At 54.6% G+C, this 24,810-nt stretch carries 19 protein-coding genes; 7 read left to right on the top strand and 12 right to left on the bottom strand.

Annotation, left to right across the window (positions count from 1 at the left end):
- The first annotated feature begins 38 nt into the window (after positions 1–38).
- On the top strand, positions 39–1,040 hold the full coding sequence (locus EHO01S_RS07960) for a bile acid:sodium symporter family protein (RefSeq protein WP_024523462.1): 1,002 nt from the start codon (positions 39–41) through the stop codon (positions 1,038–1,040).
- 48 nt (positions 1,041–1,088) lie between these two features.
- Here EHO01S_RS07960 and add read toward each other — a convergent pair whose 3' ends face one another.
- From add to EHO01S_RS07935, 5 genes are all read right to left on the bottom strand, one after another.
- The gene (add, locus tag EHO01S_RS07955) at positions 1,089–2,090 is read right to left on the bottom strand and encodes an adenosine deaminase (protein ID WP_024523461.1); all 1,002 of its coding nucleotides are present in this window, start codon (positions 2,088–2,090) and stop codon (positions 1,089–1,091) included.
- 377 nt (positions 2,091–2,467) lie between these two features.
- Positions 2,468–3,946 (bottom strand): YdgA family protein, encoded by a 1,479-nt coding sequence (locus tag EHO01S_RS07950; protein WP_024523460.1) that lies wholly within the window; start codon positions 3,944–3,946, stop codon positions 2,468–2,470.
- 127 nt (positions 3,947–4,073) lie between these two features.
- Complete coding sequence (gene manA, locus EHO01S_RS07945) at positions 4,074–5,252, bottom strand: mannose-6-phosphate isomerase (protein WP_024523459.1); 1,179 nt, start codon at positions 5,250–5,252, stop codon at positions 4,074–4,076.
- A gap of 159 nt (positions 5,253–5,411) precedes the next feature.
- Positions 5,412–6,350 carry a DNA replication terminus site-binding protein gene (gene tus, locus EHO01S_RS07940; RefSeq protein WP_024523458.1) on the bottom strand — a complete coding sequence of 313 codons (939 nt, stop codon included), beginning with the start codon at positions 6,348–6,350 and terminating at the stop codon, positions 5,412–5,414.
- Between the two features lie 409 nt (positions 6,351–6,759).
- Complete coding sequence (locus tag EHO01S_RS07935; protein ID WP_024523457.1) at positions 6,760–8,034, bottom strand: MFS transporter; 1,275 nt, start codon at positions 8,032–8,034, stop codon at positions 6,760–6,762.
- Between the two features lie 150 nt (positions 8,035–8,184).
- Here EHO01S_RS07935 and EHO01S_RS17505 point away from each other — a divergent pair, with 150 nt between their 5' ends.
- The 3 genes from EHO01S_RS17505 (at position 8,185) to bioD (ending at position 11,366) form a co-directional block, all read left to right on the top strand.
- On the top strand, positions 8,185–9,078 hold the full coding sequence (locus tag EHO01S_RS17505) for a LysR family transcriptional regulator (RefSeq protein WP_035370342.1): 894 nt from the start codon (positions 8,185–8,187) through the stop codon (positions 9,076–9,078).
- Positions 9,079–9,241: 163 nt separating this feature from the next.
- Complete coding sequence (gene mlc, locus EHO01S_RS07925; protein ID WP_024523456.1) at positions 9,242–10,465, top strand: sugar metabolism global transcriptional regulator Mlc; 1,224 nt, start codon at positions 9,242–9,244, stop codon at positions 10,463–10,465.
- A gap of 235 nt (positions 10,466–10,700) precedes the next feature.
- A complete protein-coding gene (gene bioD, locus EHO01S_RS07920; RefSeq protein ID WP_024523455.1) occupies positions 10,701–11,366 on the top strand; it encodes a dethiobiotin synthase in 666 nt (221 codons plus the stop codon).
- Positions 11,367–11,646: 280 nt separating this feature from the next.
- Here the strand turns inward: bioD and EHO01S_RS07915 are convergent, their stop codons facing one another.
- Entirely contained in the window at positions 11,647–13,173 is a 1,527-nt protein-coding gene (locus EHO01S_RS07915) for a cytochrome-c peroxidase (protein WP_024523454.1), read from the bottom strand.
- Positions 13,174–13,663: 490 nt separating this feature from the next.
- Positions 13,664–14,524 carry a UilS family quorum-quenching N-acyl-homoserine lactonase gene (gene uilS, locus EHO01S_RS07905; protein WP_024523453.1) on the bottom strand — a complete coding sequence of 287 codons (861 nt, stop codon included), beginning with the start codon at positions 14,522–14,524 and terminating at the stop codon, positions 13,664–13,666.
- Positions 14,525–15,364: 840 nt separating this feature from the next.
- Here uilS and EHO01S_RS07900 point away from each other — a divergent pair.
- Positions 15,365–16,702 carry a carbohydrate porin gene (locus EHO01S_RS07900; protein ID WP_024523452.1) on the top strand — a complete coding sequence of 446 codons (1,338 nt, stop codon included), beginning with the start codon at positions 15,365–15,367 and terminating at the stop codon, positions 16,700–16,702.
- Between the two features lie 174 nt (positions 16,703–16,876).
- The gene (locus EHO01S_RS07895; RefSeq protein WP_024523451.1) at positions 16,877–18,352 is read left to right on the top strand and encodes an MDR family MFS transporter; all 1,476 of its coding nucleotides are present in this window, start codon (positions 16,877–16,879) and stop codon (positions 18,350–18,352) included.
- Positions 18,353–18,388: 36 nt separating this feature from the next.
- Here EHO01S_RS07895 and EHO01S_RS07890 read toward each other — a convergent pair whose 3' ends face one another.
- From EHO01S_RS07890 to ydfG, 3 genes are all read right to left on the bottom strand, one after another.
- The gene (locus EHO01S_RS07890; RefSeq protein WP_024523450.1) at positions 18,389–18,682 is read right to left on the bottom strand and encodes a DUF1161 domain-containing protein; all 294 of its coding nucleotides are present in this window, start codon (positions 18,680–18,682) and stop codon (positions 18,389–18,391) included.
- An 18-nt stretch (positions 18,683–18,700) separates the two neighbouring features.
- On the bottom strand, positions 18,701–19,027 hold the full coding sequence (locus tag EHO01S_RS07885; RefSeq protein WP_051355208.1) for a DUF1283 family protein: 327 nt from the start codon (positions 19,025–19,027) through the stop codon (positions 18,701–18,703).
- A gap of 158 nt (positions 19,028–19,185) precedes the next feature.
- Entirely contained in the window at positions 19,186–19,935 is a 750-nt protein-coding gene (gene ydfG, locus EHO01S_RS07880) for a bifunctional NADP-dependent 3-hydroxy acid dehydrogenase/3-hydroxypropionate dehydrogenase YdfG (protein WP_024523448.1), read from the bottom strand.
- 197 nt (positions 19,936–20,132) lie between these two features.
- Between ydfG and EHO01S_RS07875 the strand changes: the two genes are divergently transcribed.
- Entirely contained in the window at positions 20,133–21,113 is a 981-nt protein-coding gene (locus EHO01S_RS07875) for a Wzz/FepE/Etk N-terminal domain-containing protein (protein WP_024523447.1), read from the top strand.
- Positions 21,114–21,213: 100 nt separating this feature from the next.
- Here the strand turns inward: EHO01S_RS07875 and EHO01S_RS07870 are convergent, their stop codons facing one another.
- Together EHO01S_RS07870 and EHO01S_RS07865 are read right to left on the bottom strand one after the other, a co-directional pair.
- Positions 21,214–24,153: an HD domain-containing phosphohydrolase gene (locus tag EHO01S_RS07870; protein ID WP_024523446.1), complete on the bottom strand. Its 2,940-nt coding sequence runs from the start codon at positions 24,151–24,153 to the stop codon at positions 21,214–21,216.
- Between the two features lie 83 nt (positions 24,154–24,236).
- Positions 24,237–24,662, bottom strand: a complete 426-nt coding sequence (locus EHO01S_RS07865; RefSeq protein WP_024523445.1) for a universal stress protein — start codon at positions 24,660–24,662, stop codon at positions 24,237–24,239.
- Between the last annotated feature and the right edge of the window lie 148 nt (positions 24,663–24,810).

Genomic DNA, 24,810 nt, shown 5'->3' with positions numbered 1-24,810 from the left:
ATGGGGAATCGCCGTCGTGAGCTAAGGAAGTAGGTGACATGTCTTGTTGGTTACAACGTTTGCGGATTGATCCGTTTCTGCTGGTCTTGATCCTGGTGGTGTTAGTCGCTTCGCTGTTTCCTTGTCAGGGAACGGCAAAAGCGCTGTTCAGCCATTTGACGACGGCGGCCATTGCCCTGTTGTTCTTTATGCATGGCGCCAAGCTGTCGCGTGAGGCGATCGTCGCCGGTATGGGGCATTGGCGGCTACATCTGTTGGTCTTCCTGAGTACCTTTGCCCTGTTTCCGTTGCTGGGTATGGCGCTCGGTGTCGTGGTGCCGGCGTTGATGAGCCCGGTGATTTACATGGGATTCCTCTATCTGTGTGCCTTACCGGCCACGGTGCAATCCGCCATCGCCTATACCTCGATAGCTGGGGGGAATGTGGCCGCCGCGGTCTGTAGCGCCTCGGCCTCCAGTATGTTGGGCGTCTTCCTGTCGCCGTTGCTGGTCGGCCTGTTGATGCAGACTCAGGGCGATGGCATCGATAGCCTGCACGCCATCGGTGCGATTATTCTGCAATTGATGGTGCCTTTTGTGCTCGGCCACCTGTCGCGGCCGTTGACGGCCTCGTGGGTTGGCCGTCACCGCCGCTTAATCAACATCACCGATCGCTCCTCTATCTTGCTGGTGGTCTATACCGCCTTTAGTGAGGCGGTGATCGAGGGTATCTGGCAACGTATCGATGGTTGGTCGCTGCTGATCATCCTGCTGGTTTCCGCCGTTTTGTTGGGGGTGGTGTTGCTGATCAATACCTACGCCGCCCGTGCATTGGGTTTCGATAAAGCTGATGAGATAACCATTGTGTTCTGCGGGTCGAAGAAGAGTCTGGCAAACGGTATTCCGATGGCGAATGTGCTGTTTCCGGCGGCAGCGGTCGGCATGATGGTGTTGCCATTGATGATTTTCCATCAATTACAATTGATGGTCTGTGCCTGGCTGGCGCAGCGTTATGCCCGCCAGCCGGCACCAGCGCAGGACGAGATGGGCGCGTCTCGTTAAACGCCGTTCGGTAGGGCGGCGTCCGCAGTAGGGGGGATGTCTTGGTGGTTATCCCTGCTGTTTGGCATCGCGTAGCGCTTGTTTTTCGGCCTGGCTGAGGAAGGCCATGCTTAGACCATTGTATTGTGCCTGGCGGATCTGTTCGCGGCTCAACCCGGCGGCGGGAGCGGCAACTTGGTATTCATGGCGCAGTTCGATGCCTTCGACCGCCGGATCATCGGTATTGATGTTAGCCAGGCAGCCATGGGCTAAGAAGCGTTTCAGTGGATGCTGATCCAACGCGCTGACGGTACTGGTCTGAAGATTCGAGGTCAGGCAGGATTCGATGCCGATGGCGTGTTCGGCTAGGTAATCCATCAGGTGTGCATCGTGGATGGCGTTGACGCCGTGGCCGATGCGTTCGGCCCCGAGCTCACGGATGGCCTGCCAGATACTGTCCGCACCAGCGGCCTCGCCAGCGTGTACGGTGATGTGCCAGCCGGCGTCGCGCGCCTGGTTGAAGTGTGGCAGGAATAGGGCTCCCGGAAAGCCCAGTTCATCACCGGCAAGATCCAACGCACAGATCTGGTCGCGACAGGCCAGCAGCGCCGCTAGCTCCTGCTGGCAAGCCTCTTGGCCGAAGGTGCGGCTCAGGATGCCGATCAGGCGTACCGGGATCCCAAAATCGCGTACTCCAGCATTGACGCCATCGATCACCGCTTCGACCACCCCTTGCAGCGGTAGATGATGGCGGCGCGCCATGTAGTAGGGGGAGAAGCGCAACTCAGCGTAATCGATCCCGGCGCGCTGTAAATCCTCCACGTTTTCATAGGCGATGCGCCGGCAGGCGTCGAGGCTGGCCAAGACAGCCACCCCCCAGTCTAATTTTTGTAAGAAGGTGACCAGATCGGGGGCATTGTTGCCGATTTGCACATGGGGACGTAATGCTTCCAGCTCATCGGCCGGCAGGGCCAGCTGATACTGTTGTCCCAGATCTAGAATCGTTTGCGGTCGGATGTTGCCATCGAGATGGCGGTGCAGGTCGGTCAAGGGAAAACGCGAATCAATCATGATGAGCACTCTCAGTTATCGGACGTAAAGTGCGCGTCAGTATAAAAACAATGCGATGTAAATTTCTATTCCGTTACATATAAATGTGATATTTATCACAAAATATCGAGAGGTGTGGCCGTTTTACGATAGACTGTATATATATACAGGTATTGTGCCGCTGGCCGATTCATTGCCCCTTGTTAGCGATGTTTTCCCAGGGAAGGGGCGACGTTCCCCTCGCCGTGAGGAGGGCGAGACGGTGTGGGACGTTGGCCGCTGTGCGAGGGGGACGGGCGTAGTTGACAAGGAATAATGACGGGAGGCGTTAGGGGCAATGAGCCGCAGCAAACAGCGCAACAATGCCCGCGTGGCAGGCATCGTTGCGTCGCGCTCGCTTACTGATCGGCGGGCGTCTCTCCACCGATGCCATCAAACAGACCGAACAGACCGGCGAACTGTGCCAGGCTCATCTGCTTGCCATTTAGGGTGATCTGCCCGGCGGCGTAATGCAGTTTACTGACGATGTTCTGCTCTTGCTGTGTCGTCAGTTTAAACATCTGCCCCATGGCAGAAACGCCCTGAACCTGTTGGCTCGCGAGTTTCTGCGCCTGATCGGCTGGGTAACCTTCCAGTTCGGCCGCCTGGGTGGCGAGCTGAGTCGCCATCGGCATAGAGATGGCGAGCGAGAGATCCAGGCTGCGGATCATCTGTAGCAACGGCGGGAGCGTCGCGTCGGCGGGTGCTGTCTGCGGCGCGCCCAGCATCATATCGAGCGTGAATTGGCTGCTCCCGGCGTCGTTCTTCCAACTCAGCGGCTGGATGCTGATCTGTGGATCGCCGTTGAGCAGGGTCGGCAAGGCGGTATCCATCAGGGCCGCCAGTTGCTGTTGGTACGCGGGGCTATCGCTACTGTTACCGCTGGCTAATTGCTGAGTGAGGAAACGTTGGTACTGTGTGCTGAATGCCTGCACGGCCTTGCCGTCGAACCCGTTAAGGTGCAACGTCAGCCCGCCACTGCCAAACGCTTTGCCATTGATCTGCACTGCGCCTAAGGTGTAGTCGGCCTTAGCGTTTAAGGTGCGCGCATCTTCTGTCAGACGGGTATGCAAGGCTATATCATCCAGTACGACGCTTTCTTTGTCGCCTCCCGTCAGGCTCAAGCGCTTGGCTGTTATCTGCTGCTCGCCGACATTGATAGCGAATTTACCCAGTTTGCTATGGGAGCCAAAGGTCACCCCTTCCAACACCAAGGTTTCCGGCTGTTCGCCGTTGGGGGCGCTGAGTGTGATGCCCTTGAGATCGCCGTTGAGATCGATGCGGCTCAGGTCGGCAGCGAAGTCAGCCTGGATTTGTGCGCCGGCAAAGGTCACCTTGGTCGCGCCTTGCTGGATGGTCAGGGGAGCCAGGCTTATTTGGTTACGGCTATCACCGTTATAGGCCAGACGAGTGTTAGCCGTGAACGGCGATTGACCTTGGCTGTCTTTAAACAGTGCCGCGACCGCGGGGGTATTGGCTAACTGGCTATGGATCACGGCCATGCGCGGCAGCAGCGAGAAATCGGTGAGCGGGAAGGGGCCATGATTGATGGTTTCGTCCAGCATCAGGGGCTGCCCTGCGGGTAACCAGGCCGCGGATTTATGATTCGTATCGGCTTGGATGACGACCTGCATCCGACTGGTAAAGAGGCCTCGTTGGTAATTCTGGTAACTGACCTTCAGGCCGGCCTGAGGCAGTTGCTGGGCGAGCTGCGTGTTCAGGCGGGCTACTTCGCTGTCCATACGCTGCTCGATAAGCTTCCCGGTGTACCAGGATGCGCCGCTCCAGCTGGCAGCTAACACGGCAATGATCGCAACGGCGACGGCTGATTTTTTCATACTCTGTCCTTAATGTAGCCAGAATCGGGCATCGGTTATCGTTAGGCCCGGTAAGGAAAAAAAACGCCCGTAGGCGTTTTTTATTGTGGCGGCAAGCTGTGTCGGTTGGCAAATAATTCGTGGAAAATTAATCTAACTGATTAAATACGCGCGCCAGTTCGCCTTGGCCGCTTACGGTCACCGGTGCCTCGGCGGCGCTGAGGTAGCAGGACTCGCCGGGATGCAGTATCAGGCTACGTTCGCCCTGATGCACATGCGCCTCACCACGGATACAGAATAAGAGCGCGGCGCTGGCCTGGCGTACTGGCTGAGGCTGGGCGTTGAGCGTGTGTACCGAGAAGGCGAAGTCGGCGACGGGAACCGGGAAGCGCGTCTCATGGCCATCGTGCTGAGGTTCCGTCAACAGGGTGTCGGCGGGACGGGGAATAAAGCGCACATTATCCAGCAGTTCGGCGACGTCAATATATTTGGGTGTCAAGCCGGCGCGTAGCACGTTATCCGAATTAGCCATCACTTCTAGCGCGACGCCATGCAGATAGGCGTGGGGGGTCTCCGCATCTAGGAACATCGCCTGACCGGGCTGCAAATGAATGACATTCAGCAGCAAGGGCGAGAACAACCCGCTGTCATTCGGGTAGAGAGCGGCGATGTTGCGTAGGGTATCCCAGACATCCCCCTGATGCTGCGTCAATACCTCATGCAGACAACGTAGCGCCCGCGCCTTGACCTCACCCTGCATCGTGAGCAGATTGGCGAACAGGTTGCGCAAGTGTTCGGCATCCGGGTGTTGGATAAAGGCATCAATGTCGGGATGCGCCGCGCGTAAGGGGTGCAGCAGCGTGGCGATTTGCGCGAAGGGACGAAAGCCATTCATCGCGGTGAAGGGCGTCAGCGCATAAACCAACTCTGGCTTATGATTGGCATCTTTATAGTTGCGGTTGGTGGCGTTACGGGGGATTCCGGCCGCCTCTTCACGGGCGAAGCCGTCTTCGGCGGCACGCTTATTAGGATGCACCTGAATGGAGAGGGGCTGGGCGGCGCATAACACCTTAAATAGGAACGGCAGTTCGCCAAAGCGGCGCGCGACGGCGTCCCCCAGCTGTGTCCGCGGATCGGCGGCGATCTGATCGCGCAGAGTATGACTTACCCCATGGGCGTCTTGTACCCGTGAGCTATTCAACGGATGGGCTCCCATCCACAGTTCGGCCATTGGTTGGTTATCCGGGTTAGCGATGCCATAGAGTTTACTCAGTGCATCGCGGCTACCCCAGGCGTAATGCTGTATGGCGTTAGTCATCTTTTGCATCAGTCGATTCCGTTAGTCTTGAAAGGTGAATTTGTTTCAGTAAACAGGAACACCCCCTGTCTCGGCAAGAAAATTGATCGTGAAAGTCGTTCGCCATAGCCTAATCTCCGTACCCTGATCCTCTATGCAAAGGGCGCTGCCGTGCCCGCATGGCGTGCCTTAATGCGTTTCCGTATCGGCTTCGCGATAGAGATGCAGGCGTGGGATCAGCGGGATCAGTGGCCGGGCGCGTGGCCGGTGGCGTACGGCGATGTTATCGGCGTCATAATCGGCTAAGGTGCCGATACGTGGACATGAGGCCGGCGCTTCATACACGGCGATAAGCGGCATACTGCAAGGATGTTGTACCTGCTTTTGGCTCGCGCTATACCACGCGCGGGCAATGGGCTGCACCTTAACCGGACGGCGTATTTTTAGACCTACATCCTCAGGAAGCGCCAGCAACAGATCGCGCTCCGCTAGCAAACGCTGCGTCCATTGCTCCCGAGTATAGGGGGGAACGGCCCGTCCCGCGCGCAGACTTTTATCGAGACGACTCAACATTTCGGCACGAGTTAACTTATTGATAACCTGCTTATTCGCCCAACCAAAGTGAATACTGTCCGGGGCGTTCAACAAGGTGAGGCTACGGTAGGCGCTGAGGGTTAATAATCCCTTTAACTGGCGATGAACGAATTCGAAGCGTTGTTCCGGTGGTAATCCGCTCTCTACTGCGATGATCTGCTCCAGGCGCTGCTTATGAGCGTTGACTCGCGCGAGGGTGTGTTGTAGCGCTTGGCGTTGGGCTGGGGTAGCCCAATAGCATAAGACGCCGGGTAGCCGGACGGCGGCCTTAGTGCTGATATTCTGCGCATGATGGTGCAGGAAAAGCCGGCGAAAGTGCTGACGTCCTAGGTTGAAGGCGGCCTCGCCACTTACGGGAAGGACGGAGATTCGTTGGATGGCGTCATGCTCTTGGCCCTTTTCGATATCCGGCAATTCGAAGACCTCGGCCCGGAGCGGCGCCAGTTCGGCGAGCTGGTGGTCGGTATCCGCCAACGCTTCCTCCAACTGACGGAAGCAGAGGTGGAGTTGTTCAATGATATTGCTGGTGGACATCGTCGTTTCGTAAACCTCATCTAATTAGTTACAACATACATATAGCTATCTTACTGCACACCGCCTGATAATACGAGCATCCAAAACCACATAACGCCGACGAAAACATAAACGTAATCCTAAATGCTAACCAGTAAAAACGCGGCGGGCGCCCAGTCACACACGTTTTGCGCCGGAGCGCCTTCCGCGTTTTGTCCCTCATGTCAACGATAGCGCAGGGGGGACAGGGCGGGACAAATAACACCCTAAAGAAAGGGCCGGCCATACTCACTGGGTAAGAGAGCCAATCCCTACTGGTGTATGGATTGACTTTATGCGAGGCGAGCTAAGGAGGAGCGCATCTAAGATGACGCCCGATGGCATCATGCTGGGCGTGGTACCATCGGGACGGTGAAAGCCTAGGGTATTTCTACCGCTGCGCGGCTTCGGGTAAATGTTGCAGACGGCGACCCAGCAGCCAGGCCAATAGCAGCATCGCACCAAGAAAGATGACAATGCCATTCCAGCCGAATTGGTGCCAGAAGACGCCGCCTAACGTTCCGGCGACACTGGAGCCGACGTAATAGCAGAACAGATACAGCGAGGAGGCTTGCCCCTTAGCGCGTCGGGCGCGTCGACCGATCCAACTGCTGGCGACGGAGTGAGCGGCAAAAAAACCGGTGGTAAACAGAAGCATACCAATAAAGATCGCCCACAATGGGTTCAACGCGGTGATGAGTAAACCCAGCAACATGATGATCACCGCGACACTTAACACCGGGCCACGCCCGAAGCGCGCGGTCAGGGTGCCGGCTTTCGGCGAGCTATAGGTACCGCTGATATAGACCAGTGAGAGCATCCCAACAACGGCCTGGCTCAAGAGGTAGGGCGTCGCTAACAGGCGGTAACCGATGTAGTTGAATAAAGTCACAAAGCTCCCCATCAGGAGAAAGCCTTCGGCAAATAACAGTGGGAGTCCGCGATCGTGGCAGTGTAAGCGCAGATTGATCAGCAAAGTGCGGGGGCGCAACGAGCTTGGACGAAAATGGCGTGATGGCGGCAGGATACGCCAAAACAGCAGGGCACAAGCCAGGGCAAACAAGCCGATGACGGCCAAGGTAATACGCCAAGAAAAATAGTCAGTCAAGACGCCGCTGATCAGACGACCGCTCATTCCGCCAATGGAGTTACCGCTGATATACAATCCCATGGAGAAGGCGACCACGGAGGGGTCGATCTCTTCACTCAGATAGGTCATGGCGACAGCGGCGACGCCGCTCAGAGCCAGGCCCACCAAAGCGCGCATCACCAGGATGCCATGCCAGCTATTCATCAATGCGCCGGCCAGAGTACAGCCCGCCGCCAGCAACAGCGCCGTGACCATGACATTTTTTCGACCGATGGCGTCGGAGAGCGGCCCGGTAAACAACAAGCCAATGGCCAGCATCGCGGTCGAGACGGAGAGCGATAAACTGCTGCGCGCCGGAGTAATGCCAAAATCTTGCGATAGCACCGGTAAAATCGGCTGGACGCAATACAGGAGGGCGAAGGTCGCTAGACCGGCGGAGAAGAGCGCCAGAGTGACGCGCTTAAAATCGGAGTGCTCGCGGGTAATCAGCGGGAATTTGCCATTGACGCCATCATTGGCCTGTGCGGGTGCCGAAGCTACGGCATCCGGCGCAAGATCTGCCGGGGTGGTATTCACACAATATCCTTCAATACGGGTCAAACATAAACGTAACACTGTTAATGAGCGCTCCTGTTGCGTGAGCGCTTAGCGAGAATAGGATTGCCATCCGTCAATGTCTAATATATTAATTAGAACGAATAATACTTATAAGATATCAATAGTACGATGCGTATAGAAATTCGCCACCTTAAATACTTCATCGCCGTCGCCGAAGAGCGGCACTTCAACCGCGCGGCGGAACGCTTGGCGATCTCGCAGCCGCCGTTGAGCCAGCAAATCCAAGCCCTGGAAAAAGAGCTTGGCGCACGCCTATTACTGCGCACCAGTCGTAGCGTCAGCCTCACACAGGCTGGCCAGATCTTTTTAAAAGAGTGCTATGCCATCGTTGGACAGTTGGAGCAGGCGGCAGAGAAAGCGGCACGGGCACATCGGGGTGAGAGTGGCGATCTCACCATCGGCTTTACCTCATCAATGCCGTTTGTCCCCCAAATCGCGCATGCGCTCTTCACCTACCGTCAACGCTATCCACAAGTCCATCTGCAAATGCGTGAGCTAAATACCAGGCAGCAGATTGAACCGTTAAGCGATGGCAAGCTAGATATCGCGATTCTGCGTAATACCACACTACCCAGCACGCTGACCCATCGGATGTTACGGCGCGAGTCACTGGTCGCAGTGTTGCATCAGCATCATCCGTTGGCGCGGCGCAAGGAGGCGTTACGCTTTAGCGACTTGGCCGAACAGCCCTTCGTCTTCTTTTCTCGCGGTGATGGCACGGCGTTATATGACGAACTGCTGGCCTTGCTCAAACGCGCGGGCATCGTACCCTACATTACCCAGGAGGTTGGCGAGGCGATGACCATCGTCGGATTGATCTCGTCGGGGCTGGGGGTATCGATTTTGCCTGCCTCCTATACTCGCATTCAGGTGGAGGGGGTCTGTTATCGTCCCTTGGCGGAGCCGGATGCCTACACCGAAATCTGGCTCGCGTATCACCGCCAGCGCGCGTTAAGTGCGCAGGCGCAAGCCTTAATCTCGCTGCTGCTACCCCCGGCGTAAGTTCGTTAACGCGCATCGAACGGGACAGAACTTAGGCTGAAAAAGCAAGTATTTGTGCGCCTAATCACATAACGAATCAAATGGCTTACGCATTTTTGTCAAATCCTCACCATTGTCGGTAAGATTTATTTTGAAGCGCGAAAAATAACTGGGAGTAGCAGTGGTGATTGCTGACGGTCAGCCGGGGCATATTGATCAAATCAAGCAGATAAATGCTGGGGCAGTGTATCGTCTTATCGATCGGTTTGGTCCTATTTCGCGCATTGAGCTTTCAAAACGCGCGCAACTGGCGCCGGCCAGTATTACTAAGATTGTCCGTGAGCTGCTCGAAGCTCATCTGGTACAAGAGACGGAGTTTCAGGAGCCAGGCAGTCGCGGCCGTCCCGCCGTCGGCCTGATCCTCGATACCGCCTCTTGGCATTACCTCTGTGTGCGTATCGGCCTCGGAACCATGACGTTAGCCTTGCGTGATCTGAGCAGTGCGTTAGTCGTCGAAGAAGAGATCGCGCTACCGGCGCAACGCGAGACCCCGTTATTGCACCGTCTGATCGGTGAGATCGATGGTTTCTTTACCCGCCATCAACATCAATTGGAACGGTTAACCGCCATCGCCGTGACCCTCCCGGGCTTGGTTAACGCCGCGCAAGGTATCGTTCATCGCATGCCGTACTACGCCGAGGTGCAAGACATGGCGTTGAGCGAAGAGCTCGAACGTCACACGGGGCTCCCGATCTACCTACAGCACGATGTCTGCGCCTGGACCATGGCCGAATCGCTGTTCGGTGCCGGCAATGGCTGCGCTAACCTGATCCAGATCGTCATCGACTATAACGTGGGTGCTGGAGTGATCAGCGAAGGGCGCTTGCTAAACGGTAGCCGCCAAAGCCTGGTCGAAATAGGGCACACCCAGGTCGACCCCTATGGGAAGCAATGCTACTGCGGCAACCACGGTTGCCTGGAAACCATTGCCGGCTTACAGAATATTCTGGCGCTCGCGGAGCAACGCTTAGCGATGTCGCCTTCATCACAGCTACATGCCATGCGTCCTTTAACCATCGAAGCGCTCTGCCAGGCCGCATTGCAAGGTGACCAACTGGGACGCGATCTGATCAACAGCGTCGGCCATAGCGTGGGGCGTATCGCGGCGGTGATGGTCAATCTCTTTAACCCCGAGAAGATCCTCATCGGTTCGCCCTTGAATCAGGCGGCCGATGTGCTCTATCCCTCTATCGCCAGCGCTATCCGCCAACAAGCGCTACCGCATTACACGCAACACCTGGCTGTTGAAGCCAGTCAGTTCCACAATCATGGCACCATGCCCGCGGCAGCGTTAGTCAAAGAGGCGCTGTACAATGGTTCGCTACTGCTACGCCTCTTGCAAGGATAATCCCGCTTAAGCAACCCGTTTGTGTCTGCAAGTTTGCCAGGTTGTTACGTCGCAGGCATAAAACGGCAAAATCATCAGAGCGATAAATAAAAATTTGAGCTAACGCAAGCCGGACATCCAGCGCTTCGCCTAGACTTTTCCGGTTTATCGGTGATCGCGGGCACACAGCATATTCCGGTCAGATCACACTTAGCTTTTTTATTACTAATCGGAGTTTCTCCGGAGTCATTATTTCATGTTAAAACGCGTATTCGTAACGGGCACTGACACCGAAGTTGGCAAAACGGTGGCATCCCGTGCGTTATTACAAGCCATTCAGGCGACGGGAGAAAGCGCCGTCGGCTATAAGCCGATTGCCGTAGGCAGTGAGGAAACAGCGCAGGGACTGCGTAACCACGACGCATTGACACTGTTGCATGCCTCTAGCCTGGCATTGAGTTACGACGAGGTCAATCCGATCACTTTGCGCGAAGCGATCGCGAGTGCCCACACTGGCGAAGCGCTGGACTACGGCGCCATGAGCCGCGGGCTGCAACACTTAAGCAGCAAGGCCCAACATGTGGTGGTGCAGGGCACTGGCGGCTGGCGCGTATTGATGCAAGACTTGCGCCCCTTATCGGAGTGGGTTGTTCAGGAACAACTCCCGGTGATTTTAGTCGTCGGGATCAAGTTGGGATGTATCAGTCATGCCATCCTGACGGCACAAGCGATCATCAATGACGGCTTGCCTTTCGTGGGGTGGATAGCCAACCGTATCAATCCGGGGTTATCCCATTACGCCGAAACTATTGAGGCATTGCGCCAGAAGTTACCCGCGCCCCAATTGGGTGAGATCCCGTATCTCTACCGGCCAGAAGAGAAAGCCTTGGCGCGTTATATCGATCTCTCCGCGCTCGCTTAACTCACCTCGTATTACCTTCACCCCCGCTTCAGCCGGGGGTGGTTGTATAATGCCTTTCCCCTCACGACGCCACGCCCTCTCTAGCTTACCCGTCGAGTGTCTCGCCAGGCGCGCACACCCAATGAATGAGATAAGGCAACCTCGCGAACAGCCTGATGGCCGCATCACACAGGGCCGGATTTTGACGAACTCGGTTCCGATAATCGCTCATCCACACCAGAAAAGGGTGACGAATAAAAAATGGGCGCGCTGCGGGCGCGCCCATGAGCAGTGGGCAGAATCAGGGGTGGGCAGGCGTGGGCGCTGACGCGGGACCTGCCGGCATGGCATGGGTAGCGGAGACCTCGCCGAGCGCTTTTATCTCAGTCGCCGGATGCGCTGGCACCGATGTATCATGCGTAGCCTGGTAGGGGGTATACACGCCATTGAGGCTGTGCAGGAAGGCCACGATATCGTCCACCTCGTTCTGTGGCAGCGTGACGCCGACCTGGTATTTCAGCATCAGTTTCACCGCCTCATCCAGCGTCTTCACGTCACCACGATGGAAGTAGGGAGCAGTCAACGCCACGTTACGCAGTGTCGGCACCTTCTGGCGCAGACGATCGCGCAGATCCTGTGTCACATTCATGCGACCGATATCGGCGCTGGTCAGCTTACCAAACGGATAATCGGCCATCAGGCCGAGCGGCTCATACGACTCCCCGCCCATGGCGACCCCCGCGTGGCAGGTGGCGCAACGATTATCTTTGAACAACTGGTAACCGCGCTGCTGCTGCGCGCTGAGAGCATTGGCATCGCCACGCAGATAACGGTCAAACGGCGCGTTCGGCGTAATCAGGGTCCGCTCAAACTCGGCGATGGCGTTGGTGATGGTCGTACCGCTGAAACCTTGTGGATACACCTTAAGGAAGGCTTGCTTGAAGGCTTGATCCTTATCGAGTTTCGCGATGATCTCCTGCCATGACTTCGATGACATCTCGATCGGGTTCAACGGCGGGCCACCCGCTTGATCCTGTAGCGTTGCCGCTCGACCATCCCAGAATTGGGCGATGTTAAACACCGCGTTAAACACCGTCGGCGCGTTGATCGGTCCAACCTGATCGTCGACCCCGAGCGAGGTCTTGCGCCCATCGACGCCGCCCGCAGCCAACTGGTGGCAATGCGCGCAAGCAACAGTATCATTGCCAGAGAGACGCGGATCGTGATACAGACGGAATCCCAACGCGGCCTTTTCGGCATCGACCGCCAAAGATTGGGGGATCGGCTGAATCGGCTCGTTACGCATCGCCGGCGCCATGTCGGCCGTGGTGTAGTACTGCTCACGCTGCGCCTTGATCCATGCCAGCAAGGTTTCACGATCGGCCTCAGACAGACGTCCCGCCCAATGCATCATGGTATAACGGGTCGGCGGCATGGTTTGATTCTCGATAACCCATTCCAGCTTATTCAGATCGGTCAGTGTCGGCGGCTTACCGCTCGCGCTTTTCCAAGGGGAGGGCTTCAATAGACTTTCCCGCAGGGGGATTAAATTAAAGGCCTTATACCCTTGGTACATGTCATATTCCATCAACTGCTTCACGCCGGGAACCTTGGCGTAAAAGGGAAGATTCGACGATGGCGTATGACAATAATCACACCCCTTTTCGCTCAGGATGCCCAGGACCTGTGCGTTAAGGGGAGAACTCGCCGGTTCACTCGGCAACGTGTTGCGTGCTTTATCGTGATTATAGACATAACCGACCAACCCTAAGTAACAGGCAATACCGGCAATGACTATCCCGCCTGCCCATTTCGTTATTTTTTTCATTGTGACAAAACTCCTTTTGAGAGTGCGAATACGGCTGCGACGCAACCGATAAATGCCGGCGAACCGACGCGCTCATAGTGCAGGGGGGAGGCGAAGCGATAATTGATAAGTGTCAACGATAGCGGCAGAGATTACCTATCATTAGAATAGGATTTGGCGATTAGCGAAGAATTTACAGTATCTCATTTCGTCATCATGCTGCGTCCATAACCACATGCTGTATTTTATCTTGGTATACTTATTTTTATAATATATCGTTTCAGACGACGCCATGGAGCGCGCATTCAGTCTATTTTCCTACGCCAAATAAAAGGACATGAAAAAAGATAAATGTTGTGCGGCAGGATCAACTGATGCCGAGCCGTATAAGCGCCAAACGTGTGAGGGCAGACGGATAAGCTAGGTCCACGCTGCATCCCCAGAGATATACAGCGCGGATGGCTCTTCGCTACAGCCTCAGCCCCGGCAAGAAGTGAAGCTGTGACGCCATTTATAGTTGGGTATTAAACCATGCTAACTGTTCGCGAATAGAGCGCTGGAAATGTTCCCCGTCGTACATATCGTAGTGATGTGCGCCTTCCTCGATATACAGGCGCTTACTGCTTGCTCCCAACGCGGCGAACAGAGCGATACCCTGCTGTGGAGGGTTGACCGTATCTTGTTGCGCCACCACCACCAGCGAAGGGCATTTTACCTGTGCCGCGAAATGCGCCGGTTGATAACGGATAGTTTCCAGCACCGTCAAGAAAGGGATTTTGATCTCCATTTGTGGATAACGTAAACGGTATTCGGCAAAGAAGGCCTTGGACTCCTCGTCGCTTAATACCCGGGTGACAGATACCATCACCTCTTTACCGCTGGCGTGCTTTTTCGCCTCCATGCGTAACAGCGAGGCGATAAAGGCATTTTTCTCCTCGGCATTCATGTGCCCCGTCACCATCGCCTCACCATCGGCAAATGCCAGTTGGCTAACGATGCACTTCACTCGTGGATCCGTGGCGGCCGCAGCGAACACATGGCATCCCCCCAGCGAGGAGCCCCATAATCCGATGCGCCCGGCATCGATGGCCGACTGCGTCGCGGCCCAATCGATGACACTGGTGATGTCCGCAATCTGCATCGCTGGTACCAAGCGGCCACGCTCCCCCGCACTGGCGCCGAAGCCGCGATAATCGAAGGTCAGCGCCGAGAATCCAGCCTGAGCGAACGCTTCCGCAAACGCCGGTAATAATACCTGCTGAATACCGCAAAAGCCGTGACATAAAATAATCACTGGGGCAACGGCTTTCTCTGCGGGATGATACCAGGAGAGCGCGATGCCATTAGGTAAAGTATGAGTTGATATGTGCATAATTAGGCGAGATCCCTTATGGATGAGGCTCGCTACTATCCGTTAATGGTGGATGTATATTCAAGAAAAATCAAACTAAGGCGATGACATCGTTTAGTTTTTGTTGAAGCCATGAGTAACAACACAGGCTCGCACGCTATTCACCATTGGCATATTGAGTGTGTAGCATTATTGATGTCGTCATGCTGTTTGTAGCGCTAATTATCTGCGTGCGCCATTACATGACTAGCGCCAGCGTTGAGACATCGGGTATTTTTACCGTTACGCGGGCGAATTCATAAATAGGCCGGGCTATACATTATTCTGCCACTAGGGCAGATACGCGTCACACCGAGACGATGATAGCGACAGGCGTTATTTTTTCTGCTTACTTTACTCTGCCTAGCGGCTCGCGCTATATACCGGGAAACGATACCGCAATAAGCGGGGATGTGCCTGCTCCAATTTAGGCGACGGGCGCCAGATGTGGGTAAAAACCGCCGGGAATAAACTAAAATTCGCGATGATTAATGGTGTTATTATTCCATATCCAGCCAGTTGTATTAGGGACGTCAGCGATGCGTCGCGCGTGGCGTCGTGTTAGCCAAGCTCGCTAAAATAGCGATGATAATCTAGGAGATAAATCATGTCCTCAACCTAACGCGTAATCGTTTTCTGTACGCAGCGCCCAATCTGTTACCGTCATTTAGCGGTCGCAGAGATTTCTTTACACCATGCAGAAAGGGCGGTGCAGCCTATTTCCGTTGTGTCGATAGCACTGGACGCGGAGCTCATAACAAAAATTATCCGGCTATAGAAACCGTCTGGAGGTTTCTTATGCGCGACCATGGAATAGTCATCATGCATCCCAAAGACAGCTTCACAAACGGCTTATTACTGCTCGCCCTATCATTCGTCTATGATTATGCCGCCGCGGCGCCCGCTGCGGACGCGAGAAAAGAGGATATGGGGGTGATCTATACCGGTTATTTCCGCAGCGGTTGGGTGACGTCGCGCCGCGCTGTTGCCGAGTCCTATGCCATCGGCTCATTGGGGCGTCTCGGTAACGAATATGGTGCCTGGTTCGATCTTCGCTTAGACAAACCGGTTTATTCCCATGAGGGGAAAACGGTTAACGCGGTAGTACAATTGGATGGTAACCTGAATACGTCCTATACCCCGGCTTGGTTCAATACTTTCGAAGATAACAAATTACAGTTTTCTAATCTCTTTGTCAGAACTACGGGCTTTATTCCTTTTCTGCCTGAGGCAACTTTCTGGGTGGGAAAGAACAGCTTGCCCTTCTATGAGATCCAGATGCTGGATTGGAAAGGGAATTGGGCGTTATCCGCAGGCGGCGTCGGCCTAGAGAATATAACCTTAGGCCCCGGCTGGCTGGATCTGGCGGTGGTGCGACAAGACCTCAAGCTCTATCACCGGGATTACGCATCGAACACCCACGTTAATACCAATGCCATCGATCTACATTATCGTCATTTACCGTTATGGGAAGGCGCTACGCTAGCGTTGGCGGGGCGTTATAACCAGGCCAATCGTAGCAACAACGCAAAGTCTGATGATTACTTTGCCATGAAAAACGCCTATCTCGCCACCGTGATCGTCCATCAGCAGTTCACTGACGGCGGCTTCAATGACTTTGTAATTCAGAGCGCAAATAACTCTGTCGCTAGCGGCTTCATGAGTATTTCGGATTCCAATCCGCATTATGGTCACTATGAATACTATGGCGGTGAGCATACGAACGGTAGCGCGATTCGCATCATCTCCCAAGGTGAGGCCTATCTCTATCCAGAGATTATCGTAGCGAATGCGTTGGTCTATGCGCACGGTAACGATCTCTATAGTTATCAGAGCAGGATGGCCCATACTGACTTCACGGCGCTCAGAGTCGTACTCCGTCCGGCCTATATCTGGAATACCTTTAATCAGAGTGGAGTCGAGTTGGGCTGGTTTACCCAGAAGAACCGTAGCGACCAGCGCGACTACCGTGAAAAGGGGTATAAGATTACGCTGTTCCATACCTTTAAGGTCGATACCAGCATGCTGCGTTCACGTCCGGAGATCCGTTTCTATGGCACCTATCTGAAGACGCAACAAAACGAGATCACCCAGTTCACCTTCGACGACGATAAGCGTGACCAGTTAAGCTTTGGTGTACAGGCCGAGATCAGGTGGTAAGCGTGCACAACCGACATAAGGGCGTGACGCCAGGGTTGCATCGACTTGCCAGGCCGACAGCGTACGCTGTACGAGCGTTGCACCTTCAATGAGTTAGCGAGGAAACTAAGGCGCGGCGTTTCCGGCATAGCATGCTAGTATGTCCTTAATAGTGTTTGTCGTGACACGGGGCTTATGAGTACGGATACGCAGTCGATTACCCCCAAGCGGGTCTTAGTGCTGGCAGCCTGTATGCTGGCGACATTTATGGCCGCCATCGAGGTGACCATCGTTTCCACCGCCATGCCGACGATCATTGCCGATCTTGGTGGCTTCTCGCTGTTGGGGTGGGTGTTTGCCGCTTATTTGTTGACGCAGGCCATCTCGATCCCCATCTATGGCCGGTTGGCCGATCTGCATGGCCGTAAGCGGATGTTTTACATCGGCGTAACGCTATTTCTGCTGGGCTCCGTACTCTGCGGCTTTGCCCACGATATGCTATGGCTTATTCTGTTTCGCGCCTTGCAAGGTGCCGGGGCCGGGGCCATCACGCCTATCGCGGTCACCATTATCGCCGACGTCTATAGCCCTTTAGAGCGGCCACGCATCCAAGGTTACCTGTCCAGCGTATGGGGAATATCGGCGATCGTCGGGCCATTATTGGGGGCCTTCATCGTTCAACATTTTCATTGGTCATTAGTCTTCTGGATCAACGTGCCTATCGGTTGTAGTGCTATTTACCTATTATGGCGCTATTTCCCGGAACAACTGCGTCCGCAGCGCCATGTGCTGGATCTCGCCGGGACCGCCTGGTTAGCTATCGGCGTCAGTGCATTGTTGCTCGCGCTATTGCAGGCGGAACTGCTTGGCCGCTGGATCAGCGTATTGCTGGCGATCGCCGTATTAAGCGGCTTGCTGCTCTGGCGTCAGGAACAACGAGCCGTGGAGCCGTTGTTTCCCGCGGCGCTCTGGCGCAGTCGCATCATGGTGGCGGGTAACATCGGCGGCTTGATCGTCGGTGCCTCGATGATGGGGGTCGCCGCCTTCCTGCCGACCTATGTGCAGGGGGTGATGGGGTATTCAGCCCTGGAGGCGGGTATGACGCTGGCATTGATGTCGATCGGTTGGCCGATCGCCAGCACCCTAAGTGGACATCTGATGCTGCGTACCTCTTATCGAACGACTGCGTTGATCGGCAGCGTGTTGTTGATCATCGGCAGTCTATGTCTACTGTGGCAGACGCCGCAAGGTAGCCTATGGTGGGGACGTGTCTCGGCCTTCATCATCGGTGCCGCGATGGGAATGACCAATACCACCTTTCTGGTGTCGGTGCAGAATAGTGCCCCGCAAGCCCTGCGCGGTATCGCGACGGCCTGTACCGTGTTTACCCGTATGTTAGGCTCGGCGCTGGGAACCGCGATCCTCGGCGCGACCCTTAACCTCAACTTAACCTGGCGTCTGCCGCAAGTTAACGATCCGGTGCAACAATTGATGGCACACCGCCTAACGCATAGCGATGAGGCCGTCATCCTACTCACGCCGGTCGCCAGTTCGTTGCATGCGGTCTTCATTGCCGCGGCACTGATCGCCTGGTTGGCGTTGTTAGCAGCCTGGTTGATTCCGGCAGGGGCCGGATTACGGGAACGCATCGAGGTTGTCGATGAAAAATAGTCGCCGGGCGTCAGTCGCCCGGCGTTACCTGAGGTATTATGGGGTATCCTGTGGCGCGTTGTTAGAACCATAGGCACCGGGCTCTGCGCCATCGGTACGGATATAAATGATCTTTTGCGTATCATTGCCGCAGTGACCAACCACCTGGCCACCGGCGTGTTGCGCTTGATCGTTAGCCACGATCTCCAGGGTGAAAGCCTCGGCGGGGACACCGTTCGCCATGATCTTCTGTTGGATTTCATCCCGGATGTGCTCACAGGTAGGCAAGGTGGCTGCCAGGGAGAACCATGGGCTCAGTAAGAGTAGGGGCAATAAAACAGTCTTACGCATAAATGACCTGTCGTCACGTTAGGGGGTTAATGGACGGCCGCTCTGGCGATCTAAACAGCGCCGGGTATTCGCTTCCCAGTAGGCGTTCACATTGAGGCTACTTTCACAGCGCTCCTGCTGGTCGATGGCCCGATCGGCCTTATCAAAGACCTTTTCCATATGGTTATTCACCTTATGGCGCAGCGTCCGGGTGTTATCCCATTGATCGCGTTGCTCACGGGCCTGCTCCTTGGTCAGTGAATTCTCCTGGCCACCGCTGGCGCCAAATACACAGGTGCTACCAGCCTCACAGTTGGCTGCTTGCGCAGCGCCTTGCCAGGCCAGGCTAGTGAACAACAGCGCCATAGGGAGGGTGGCGCGACGCAGAAGGTGTCGTTTCTCTCTCTTCACAGTGTTATCCTCAACGAACATACCACTCCTCAGACCTTGCGGAGTGCAATAGATTCACTCTGCCACGATTTTTCTTGCGCCGCTATAGCCGTTCCCCCCATGTAACGTGATCTTTATTCGCTGCGGTATACGGCAAGCGGTGCAAAGGACTGGGAGACCGGCATCATTTCAATACTATTGATATTGACGTGTGCGGGCAGGGTGGCGACCCAGTAGACAGCTTCGGCAATGTCCTGCGCCGTCAAGGCATGGCTATTTTTATAGGTGTTGGCGACGCGTTGCTCATCGCCTTTAAAGCGCACGGAGGAAAACTCGGTTCCTTCGACCAGACCCGGCTCGATGTCGCTCACCCGCACCTGGGTACCGTGCAGATCAGCGCGCAGTCCTAGGCTAAACTGACGCACAAACGCCTTCGTCGCACCGTATACATTGCCCCCCGCATAGGGCCAACTGCCTGCGGTAGAACCGATATTGATGATATGGCCAGCGTTGCGTGCCACCATGTCAGGCAGCAGGGCGCGCGTCATATTGACCACGCCTTTTACGTTGGTATCGATCATGGTATCCCAATCCTCGATATCAGCCTGATGTGCCGGCTCTAACCCCAATGCCAAGCCGGCGTTATTCACCAACAGATCGATCGTGCGCTGTGCCGCGTTAAGATGCTCAAGGGCATCGCGGATCGCGGCACGGTTACGCACATCGAGCGGCAGGATGGTTAAGGCGTCGCCTAACTCGTCGCGTAGTGCCTGTAAACGTTCCACGCGCCGCCCCGCAGCGATGACATGGTGACCATGATGGATAAACTTACGGGCAATAGCGGCGCCGAACCCGGCGGTTGCACCAGTGATAAATACGTTCATACTCACTCCCTCGCATTGAGACCTGCTGGCATCATGCCAGATTTACTCTATCCTGTAACCAGGATAATAATTCGAAACATACTGAATGGCGTCTCGCCGAAATAAAGTATGTCGATACACTATCTACGGCAAAGAGATAGATCTATTATTATCATCTAATGATAGACCTGCGACAGTAAGATTAAGGATTGGATGAGATGCAGAAGAACTCAGTCGATTATGCAACTGATGAGATCGACCTATTGGATATTATTGAGCAGTTATGGCAAGGGAAATGGATTATTCTTGGTTCAGCCTTACTGTGTTTGCTTATTGCCGGCGGCTACCTGATGTTAGCGACGCCGAAATGGAACGCCGAGGTCACGCTGGCGAAACCCTATCTTAATCAATTAGCTAATTATCCTCGCGGTGTGATACTGAGTCAGATGTTATTGAGCCCCACCGATGATACCAGTAACAACGGAAGTCGTAGCGTAAGCAACGGCGGTGATGAGGGAAAAATTATCGATGAGGCGTTCAACACCTTCATTGCCGTTGCCAACGAGAACCCCAACCAGCAGCCGATTACCCTGAAGCCAGGGGCTGTTCACGGAACATTCTTACTATCTTATAGTGATTCATCCGCACGATCAGCTGAAAAAAATCTACAATCGATCTTGTCGAGTTTAAATACATTGAGTCAGCAACGTCTGTATGCGGCGCTGCAAAGCACGCTACAGGAACGCGCGCATACTCTCCAGTTACAAATGCAAGCGCAAGAGAATAACGCACGGGCGCACAGAAAATATCGTCTGTCAATGCTACAAAATGCCTTGCAGATTGCCATGAAGATGGATATTCAGCAGAGTAAAATCAGTCAACCATCGGGAGAAATTTCTGATGATTTGCTGTTTATGCTGGGGGTTCCTACACTGCGCGCAATAATCGAGCACGAAAATAATTTGCCGCTTAATCTTAGTAATAGTTATTATGACGCCAAGGCGATTTTGGCGTCCATTAATAGCTTTAAAGCGAACCACGATAACTTTAATGCCGTCAGTGTAAGCCCCTGCGAAACTATTCGAAGCGGACCGAAACGCGGTCTTATTTTGGTTCTTTCGGTACTGTTAGGGCTCATTGCAAGCAGTGGATATATTCTACTACGTAATGCACTGCAAAATAATATCAATAGAAAATAATAACTGATGCGTTAATGCTCCTCGGCGCGCCGCATTTGGCGCGCCATTCTTATTGCGCTTCCCGTCATCGCGTGGGTTAGCAGGGCCGGAATACGCTGGCTTATTGTTTCGTTGTTGCGCTGGCCCGACGCAACAGCTGAGCCACATCGACCCGATCGATCTGCGCGGGAGAGAGATAGCGACGCGCATAGTCCAGATAAGTACCGCTCTCAAGCAACAGGCGAAATAGATCGGCATCGATGTGTCGGCGGCGGACCATGTCACTCATGATGGCCAGGGTTTGCGCTAGCGTCTTCGCCGGTTTATATGGCCGATCGCTGGCGGTAAGCGCCTCGAAAATATCGGCGATCGCCATGATTCGGGCCGGCACCGTCATCTGCGCTTGTGTCAGCCCGCGCGGGTAGCCGGAGCCATCGATATGTTCATGATGACTCCCGGCGATCTCGGGAACCTGGCGCAGATGGCGTGGGAAGGTGAGCTGTTCCAGCATTAAAATGGTTTGCATGATGTGTTCGTTGATCTTGAAACGCTCTTCTTCATTCAGTGTTCCCTGGCGCACTGTTAAGTTATGCAGCTCACCGCGATGATAATGATGCTCGGGCATCGCCATCGTGAATCCTCGTGACGCCGCGAGCGCCGCAGCAGCGCGCGGCGATGAAGGGCGAGAAAAAATGTGTTCCGGTCGATCGGCCAGCAAGGGCTCAGTGACGGGGAGTGGTGCCTCCGGCGTTTCCTGTTTCCGCTGCCGCTCTTCATGGGAAATACCGATCCGATCGGAGAGGGTTCGTGTCCAGGATCGTTGCGCAATACGTTGTATACGGGCAATATCGTCGGATGAGAGCGGCGTATCGCCTAAGTTACACTGGGCAATAAAACCGAACTCGTCATCTAGCTGGGCTTTTAGCGTGTCGCGTGTTTGTGCCAAGTCCTGCGCAGTGCCGCCTGCGGCGATACCTTGCCAATAAGCGAGATCGGCATCCCGTTTTAACAGCTCGAAGCGCAGACGGATCTCATGAATACGATCATAGAGCGTCTCCAACTTTGTCGCCTTTTCCATCACATAGTCCGGTGTCGTGATCTTGCCACAATCATGTAACCAGGCGGCAATGTGTAACGCCTCCCATTCATCTTCATTTAGGGTAAACGAGGCAAAGGGCCCGTGTTGTTGTTCGCAAGCCGCCTTGGCCAACATTTTCGCCAGCACGGGAACGCGTTGGCAGTGCTCACCAGTATGTGGACTTTTAGCATCGATGGCGCCAGCAATCATGCGAATAAAATCTTCCAGTAAGCGTTTTTGCTCATCCAATAGGTGCTGGGTATTCAACGCCACGGCGGCACTACCGGCTAAGGCTTGCGCGAAAGCCAGCATACGGGATGACACAGGAAACTGTTGATCGATAAACAGTAACAACAGACCAAGACGCTCCTGCTGCGCATTGCTCAACGGTAGGATCAGCAGTGTGAGTGGTGCGATAACGGGCGGAAAAGCTGGAAAGGCGGCGGCGAAATCTGCCGGGGTGATAACTTGGTGATGACAATGTTGCTGTAGCGCTTGCTGTAATCGCGCCATGCCCAACGCAGAGACCCAGGTCCGTTGCTGGGCCTGGGCATCGATGTTCGATGTAGTCGCTTGCCAACGCGACTGCACCGGACGTAGTGTTCCCGCATCCTCTAAGAGGATTAACCCGCCGCAAGCATGGGTCTGTTGGGTCATCTCCGCCAGAATACGGGCCAAGAGCGTCTGTTGATGGCGTTCAGCGACTAAAGCCTGAGAAATGGTCATGAAGTGGTTGATACTCTCCTTCATCTGCGCGAATGCTTTGGCGAGACGATGGATCTCGATGATATTGCTTTTGATGGTCACGGGTTCATCGAAGCGAAACGCCTCGATCTTACCGACTTCAGCCAGCAAAAGCTGCAACGGCTTAGAGGCTCGCTGTGCCAACCAGAAGGCACCGAGCAATCCCAATAGCAGGATCAAGAGTGAGATATGCAGTATGCGTCCGACATCCTCACTCGCGCTAGTCATCAACTCATCGTCGGGCGAGGCCATCACCAGACGCAACGTCTCGCCACCGAGTACCTTAAACTTGACCACCATCCCTTGCCAGCGACTCCCATCGGCCAGATGCAGTGGGATGGTTTGCAACGCGGGCTTATCCGCCAGCGGGATCAGTGGTGCTAGCGGCGAATGTTGCAGCTGCGTCAGTAACGGGCGCGAGACATCATGTGCAATATCGGTGCCGCTCGGTGCAACATCGCTGGCGAGGATCTGCCCGTGCGTATTCAACAACGCCAGATGGCTGTTGGGCGTGATGCGAGCCGCTTGCAACAGACGGTCTAGGCCATCGATCTGAATATCGCTGCCGACTACGCCAGGAGCATGCCGCATGCGCATGGCGACGGTGATCCCCAACACGCCACCGCTGGCGAACCGGTAAGGTGAGGTGCTAGTGAGTTTGCCCGCCTGCTGTGCCAGTTGATACCAGTTTCGCATGCGCGGATCGAAACGGTAGGCGGCGACACGCCGCTGCTGCAATAGTCTGAGTTGATCGTTATAGAAGAGATACTCGCCGGACATCTTACCGTCTGGAGCGGTGCTTTGACTCTGCACGATCCAGGCCGTGCCCGATGGCGGGTCAAACTGGCGAATGAGCTCCGCCGCAGGAATATAACGGCGCACGAGGAAAAAGCTGCCATTATCATAACCGCTATAGAGTGCCGTTAGCTTTGGGCTATTGCGTAACGCGGTGACATAAAAAGCAAGCTGCGTCAGGCGTTGCCTCAGCGTGTCATCCGCGCCATTACTCTGTTGATTCGCCAAGAGATCAACTAACAAGGCCCCACTGCGATAAGCCTGCTCCATTTCATTAGCCGTTTCGAGCGCAACATTCCGATAATGACTCGTGGTGCTACTCAACAAAAGACGTGTACTGGCATGATATTGGTACCATAAGATCAGGGCGGAAAAAGCCAACAGTAACCCGGTAAATAGAGCGGCGATATGCAGAGAAAATGAAATGGTACGCGGTGACTTCATGGTCGGCTATTCATCGGTTCTGGCTCAATAACCTAAGAATAGCACCCGGCGCTAAATGTGCCGGGTTTATCAGCGGGATAGCGTTAGTTACCGCTTAGCGGTACGATCAGAGTATCGATGTTAATCGTATCGATAGTGTTTTTGGCAACGGAGAGGAAAGAAACAAACTTCTGAGCGAAAGCGCTGTTATGGTGGCCGAGAATAATCAGATCAATCTTTTTCTGTCGAATAAAATCCTGCAAGGAAGAGGAAAAGTCATTGCTGATAATAATGGCGATCTCGGGACAAGCCGCGCCTCGTGCATGCTGTAAATTATTCGCCTGCTCCTCTAACTGCTTGAAATACAGTGATTGATTGCCATTCTCTCCCGGCTCAATATCGAGCACTACATGCACTGGATGCACACTGGCGTCGAAGCGATCCGCCAATTGCATCCCTTTGTCCAATAATTGTGCATCCGCTTGCGATGCTGCTTTCAGGTCAAGTAGTATCATAATATTGCTATACATAATCGTTTCTCCTATTGGCCCTACTATTCAAATTTAGCTGTATCAAGCCGAATGCGGTAACAAAAAATAACTGTTTAATGTATGAGTAATAGTCATAACGCCGTTACTCGCGCCGCAATAATCACCGCTGAAATAATTCTACGCGACG

This window comes from Edwardsiella hoshinae NBRC 105699 = ATCC 33379, assembly GCF_000474215.1.
In the GTDB taxonomy this organism is placed as follows: Bacteria; Pseudomonadota; Gammaproteobacteria; order Enterobacterales; family Enterobacteriaceae; genus Edwardsiella; species Edwardsiella hoshinae.
The sequence above is the reverse complement of the archived record's forward strand: the minus strand, read 5'-3'. Positions and strand labels throughout refer to the sequence as shown.

Excerpts from the sequence above, each read along its gene's own strand:
- EHO01S_RS17505 (WP_035370342.1), top strand. The coding sequence starts at position 8,185 with ATGCGTATAGAAATTCGCCACCTTAAATACTTCATCGCCGTCGCCGAA.
- EHO01S_RS07960 (WP_024523462.1), top strand. The coding sequence starts at position 39 with ATGTCTTGTTGGTTACAACGTTTGCGGATTGATCCGTTTCTGCTGGTC.
- EHO01S_RS07870 (WP_024523446.1), bottom strand. The coding sequence starts at position 24,153 with ATGAAGTCACCGCGTACCATTTCATTTTCTCTGCATATCGCCGCTCTA.
- EHO01S_RS07885 (WP_051355208.1), bottom strand. The coding sequence starts at position 19,027 with ATGGCGCTGTTGTTCACTAGCCTGGCCTGGCAAGGCGCTGCGCAAGCA.
- tus (WP_024523458.1), bottom strand. The coding sequence starts at position 6,350 with ATGTCCACCAGCAATATCATTGAACAACTCCACCTCTGCTTCCGTCAG.
- EHO01S_RS07875 (WP_024523447.1), top strand. The coding sequence starts at position 20,133 with ATGCAGAAGAACTCAGTCGATTATGCAACTGATGAGATCGACCTATTG.
- add (WP_024523461.1), bottom strand. The coding sequence starts at position 2,090 with ATGATTGATTCGCGTTTTCCCTTGACCGACCTGCACCGCCATCTCGAT.
- EHO01S_RS07865 (WP_024523445.1), bottom strand. The coding sequence starts at position 24,662 with ATGTATAGCAATATTATGATACTACTTGACCTGAAAGCAGCATCGCAA.
- EHO01S_RS07900 (WP_024523452.1), top strand. The coding sequence starts at position 15,365 with ATGCATCCCAAAGACAGCTTCACAAACGGCTTATTACTGCTCGCCCTA.
- EHO01S_RS07950 (WP_024523460.1), bottom strand. The coding sequence starts at position 3,946 with ATGAAAAAATCAGCCGTCGCCGTTGCGATCATTGCCGTGTTAGCTGCC.
- bioD (WP_024523455.1), top strand. The coding sequence starts at position 10,701 with ATGTTAAAACGCGTATTCGTAACGGGCACTGACACCGAAGTTGGCAAA.
- manA (WP_024523459.1), bottom strand. The coding sequence starts at position 5,252 with ATGCAAAAGATGACTAACGCCATACAGCATTACGCCTGGGGTAGCCGC.
- ydfG (WP_024523448.1), bottom strand. The coding sequence starts at position 19,935 with ATGAACGTATTTATCACTGGTGCAACCGCCGGGTTCGGCGCCGCTATT.
- uilS (WP_024523453.1), bottom strand. The coding sequence starts at position 14,524 with ATGCACATATCAACTCATACTTTACCTAATGGCATCGCGCTCTCCTGG.
- EHO01S_RS07890 (WP_024523450.1), bottom strand. The coding sequence starts at position 18,682 with ATGCGTAAGACTGTTTTATTGCCCCTACTCTTACTGAGCCCATGGTTC.
- EHO01S_RS07895 (WP_024523451.1), top strand. The coding sequence starts at position 16,877 with ATGAGTACGGATACGCAGTCGATTACCCCCAAGCGGGTCTTAGTGCTG.
- EHO01S_RS07915 (WP_024523454.1), bottom strand. The coding sequence starts at position 13,173 with ATGAAAAAAATAACGAAATGGGCAGGCGGGATAGTCATTGCCGGTATT.